The organism is Mesorhizobium sp. M7A.F.Ca.CA.004.12.1.1 (genome assembly GCF_003997835.1).
Lineage (GTDB): Bacteria > Pseudomonadota > Alphaproteobacteria > Rhizobiales > Rhizobiaceae > Mesorhizobium.
The window spans coordinates 1-3,704 of sequence record NZ_RZRK01000613.1 but is presented as its reverse complement, the minus strand read 5'-3'; the positions used below and the strand labels follow the sequence as shown (position 1 = coordinate 3,704).

The window sequence follows — 3,704 nt, the reverse complement described above, 5'->3', positions numbered from 1 at the left end:
GTCTTCGACATCACCTCGCGTGCGGCACCAACCATGCGCGACCTTTGCGAGATGGCCGACCCGGCTGGGCATGTCCGCTCGGCCGAAGGCAGACCGATCGGATCGCTCGATGACATCGCCGCCAACAGTTTTGAAACCGGGCGCGATCCAGCAAAACCCTACCTGCTCTCCCCGGTCGACCTGCAGGCGGTCAAGGCATCGGGCGTCACCTTCGTCGTCAGCCTGCTGGAACGGGTGATCGAGGAACAGGCGCGTGGTTCGGCTGAAAAAGCCGATGCCATCCGCGCCGACATCGCAGGACTGATCGGCCACGACCTGTCGAAGCTGAAGCCCGGTTCGCCCGAAGCGATGGAGATCAAGGCCAAGCTGATTTCGCGCGGCGCCTGGTCGCAATATCTGGAAGTGGGCATCGGCCCCGATGCCGAGATCTTCACCAAGTGCCAGCCGATGGCCTCGGTGGGCTTCGGCGCCGATGTCGGGCTGCACCCGGTGTCGACCTGGAATAATCCGGAACCCGAGATCGCCATGATCGCCGCCTCCAGCGGCCGGATCGTCGGCGCGACCATCGGCAACGACGTCAATCTGCGCGACGTCGAAGGGCGTTCGGCGCTGCTGCTCGGCAAGGCCAAGGACAACAATGCCTCGGCCTCACTCGGCCCCTTCATCCGCCTATTCGACGACAAATTCTCCATCGATGACGTCAAGCGCGCCGTCGTGCGCCTGAAAGTCGAGGGCGAGGACGGGTTCTCGCTGGAGGGCGCAAGCTCGATGGCGGAGATCAGCCGCTCGCCGGAGGAACTGGTCGCCGCGGCCATGGGGCCGCACCACCAGTATCCGGACGGGCTGGCGCTCTATCTCGGCACCATGTTCGTTCCGTCCAAGGATCGCGGCGAGAAGGGCAAGGGATTTACCCACAAGGTCGGCGACATCGTCACCATCTCGTCGGAAAAATTCGGCGCGCTGGTCAACCGCGTGCAGCTGTCGCCGGACTGTCCGCACTGGACCTACGGCGCCAGCCATCTGATGCGGGAGCTGGCCAGAGCCGATCTGATCTAGCAACTGGTGTCGTCGACGCCCTGCCAAGCGCTGCGGACCTGGTCCCGTGGGCGCAGGATGGTCGCCGGCGTGACCCTTGTCGGCGCAGGCCGCGTTCGCGCGACCCTAAACAATCACGCCAATTATCCGACAGTCGGAAAATCACCTCAGCTGATGCAATCTGATGGGACCGCTGATGACGCCCCGTCAGGCGCCCACTACACCTGCAGATGGAGGCTTGGCAGATGGAGGCTTGCCATCCGTCGAAAAAGGGGATGCTCTGACGCATTCAACCGGCGCTGGCAAAAAGACGCGGAACAAGGGACGGATTTTGAACTGACGATCTACAAACGGGAGGAAATCAAATGCTGACACGGCTAAGACTCGTTCTATACGGCCTGTTGGTGGCGCTGATGGTGGTACCAGCAGCGGCACAGGCCAAGACGTTCTACTGGATTTCGCACGGCGGTCCGGCCGATCCGGTCTGGACCTACTTCCTGGCCGGCGCCAAGCAATGGGCCAAGGACACCGGCAACACGGTCAACACCTCGTTCCACAATGGCGATGTCGCCTCGCAGCAGGAAGCGGTTCGCGCCGCCCTCTCCGCCAAGGCCGATGGTATCGTCACCACGAGCCCCGATCCGGGCAGCCTGATCGAGATCGTCAAGGAAGCGCGTGCGGCGAAAGTGCCGATCATCAATTTCAACACGCCTGATCCGAAGGCCGACTTCAACGCCTATGTCGGTGGCGACAATGTCACCTTCGGCAAGCATTGGGCGCAGTATCTGGTCGACAAAGGCCTGGTGAAGAAAGGCGACTTCGTCTGGATGCCGGTCGAAATCCCCGGCGCCACCTATGGCGTGCAGGAAGAAGAAGGCATCAAGAGCGTCTTCGAGCCGCTCGGTATCACCTATGAAATCACGGAAGCCACGCTTGATCAGGCTGAAGTGATCAACCGCATGGTCGACTACCTCACGGCCAACAAGGCCAAGGTCAAGGCGATCATCGGCCTGGGCGATCTCGTCACCGGCTCGATCAAGCGGGTGTTCGACCAGGTCGGCATCAAGCCGGGCGAAATCCCGGTCGTCGGCTGGGGCAATTCGCTCGACACCACCCAGGAAGTGCTGAACGGCTATGTCAATGCCGGCCAGTGGCAGGACCCGCAGGCGACCAGCTATGTCGCGCTTTCGCTGGCCAATATGGCCGCCGGCGGCATTCCTCCGGGCTTCAACGTCATCACCGGCGCGCTCTACGAAAAAGACACCGCGCAAATCTACGATGACATCCTGTCCGGCAAGTAACATCCAATCCTAGCAGTCGCGGCCGCCCAACGGTCGCGACTGGCTCTCCATTTCGCCGAGCCCTTCGCACGCGATGTGCAACGCTCAGCCTTCCACTCATGTCGCGGATTGCCTGTGGAAAATCATTCGCTCGTCCAACGCCTGATCGCACGGCCGGAATTCGGCCCTTTCGTGCTGCTCGTCGTCGAGATCGCCGTTTTCTGGAGTTTCAACCACGACTTCCTGTCGCCGCAGAACATCTCCAACACGCTGGCCTTCACGGTCGAGCTCGGCCTGATCGCGCTGGCGATGACGCTGTTGATGACATCGGGCGAGTTCGACCTCTCGGTCGGTTCCCTATTCGGCTTCTCGCCGGTCTTGATGTGGACCCTGTTCAACAGCGGCCTGACCTCGCTCGAGGTCGGCTTTGTCGCCGCGCTGCTGGTCGCCGCCTTCATCGGGCTGGTCAATGGCTGGTTCGTGACGCAGCTCAAGATCCCGTCCTTCCTGGTGACGCTCGGCATGCTGCTGGTGGTGCGCGGCACCGCTCTTTTCGTCACCGATGGTTTTCCGCAGCGCACCTGGACCGCGGAAGGCAGCTGGCTGGCGGAAGTGCTGGTCGGCGATTTCTTCATCGGCCCGTTCCGCATCTACATGTCGCTGTTCTGGTTCATCGCCGCGGCGATCGGGCTCGGCTATGTGCTGACGCAAAGCCGCACCGGCAACTGGATCCAGGCGGCCGGCGGCAACCCGAGTGCTGCAAGGGCGCGCGGCGTCAATGTCAGCGGCGTCAAGATCGGCCTGTTCGTGCTGTCGTCGGTCATGGCCTCGCTTGCCGGCGTCATCTCTTCGCTGCGCACTTCCGCCGCCAACCCCAACAGCGGTACCGGCTATGAGTTGGAAGTCATCGCCATGGTGGTGATCGGCGGTACCGCCCTGACCGGCGGGCGCGGCACGATCATCGGCACCGTGCTCGGCATCCTGATCCTACGCGTGATGCGCAACGGCATCGTGCTGATCGGCGTGCCCGGTCTTGCCTACAACATCTTCATCGGCGCCATCATCCTCGGCATGATGGCGCTGCATTCATGGCTGGAACGCCGGCACCAGGCGGGGACTTGAACCATGGCCGAGCCACTGATCCGCATGACGAGCATCCGCAAGTCCTATGGCCGCGTGCAGGCGCTGGAGGATGCCAATTTCCATGTCAATGAACGGGAGATCGTCGGCTTGCTCGGCGACAATGGCGCCGGCAAGTCGACGCTGATCAAGGTGCTCTCGGGTGCCGTTCCGCTGACCAGCGGCGATATCTTCATTCGCGGCAAGAAGGTGAGCCTGCGCAGCACCAGCGACGCCATCGCCCACGGCATCGAGACGATCTACCAGGAC

General features: G+C 62.6%; 4 protein-coding genes. All 4 read left to right on the top strand.

The genetic code is table 11. The annotated features are described in order from the left end of the window. Positions 1-1,056, top strand: a 1,056-nt coding sequence (locus EN984_RS26165) for a fumarylacetoacetate hydrolase family protein (protein WP_127384051.1), incomplete at its 5' end; no start/stop codon positions are given. A gap of 344 nt (positions 1,057-1,400) precedes the next feature. Then, positions 1,401-2,336 (top strand): substrate-binding domain-containing protein, encoded by a 936-nt coding sequence (locus EN984_RS26160; RefSeq protein WP_013532868.1) that lies wholly within the window; start codon positions 1,401-1,403, stop codon positions 2,334-2,336. Positions 2,337-2,450: 114 nt separating this feature from the next. Next, positions 2,451-3,437 carry an ABC transporter permease gene (locus tag EN984_RS26155; protein WP_127269325.1) on the top strand — a complete coding sequence of 329 codons (987 nt, stop codon included), beginning with the start codon at positions 2,451-2,453 and terminating at the stop codon, positions 3,435-3,437. A 3-nt stretch (positions 3,438-3,440) separates the two neighbouring features. Further along, positions 3,441-3,704, top strand: a 264-nt coding sequence (locus EN984_RS26150) for an ATP-binding cassette domain-containing protein (protein WP_164765657.1), incomplete at its 3' end; no start/stop codon positions are given.

Bases quoted from the DNA above. Each gene is read 5' to 3' on its own strand.
- EN984_RS26160 (WP_013532868.1), top strand. From the start codon at position 1,401: ATGCTGACACGGCTAAGACTCGTTCTATACGGCCTGTTGGTGGCGCTG.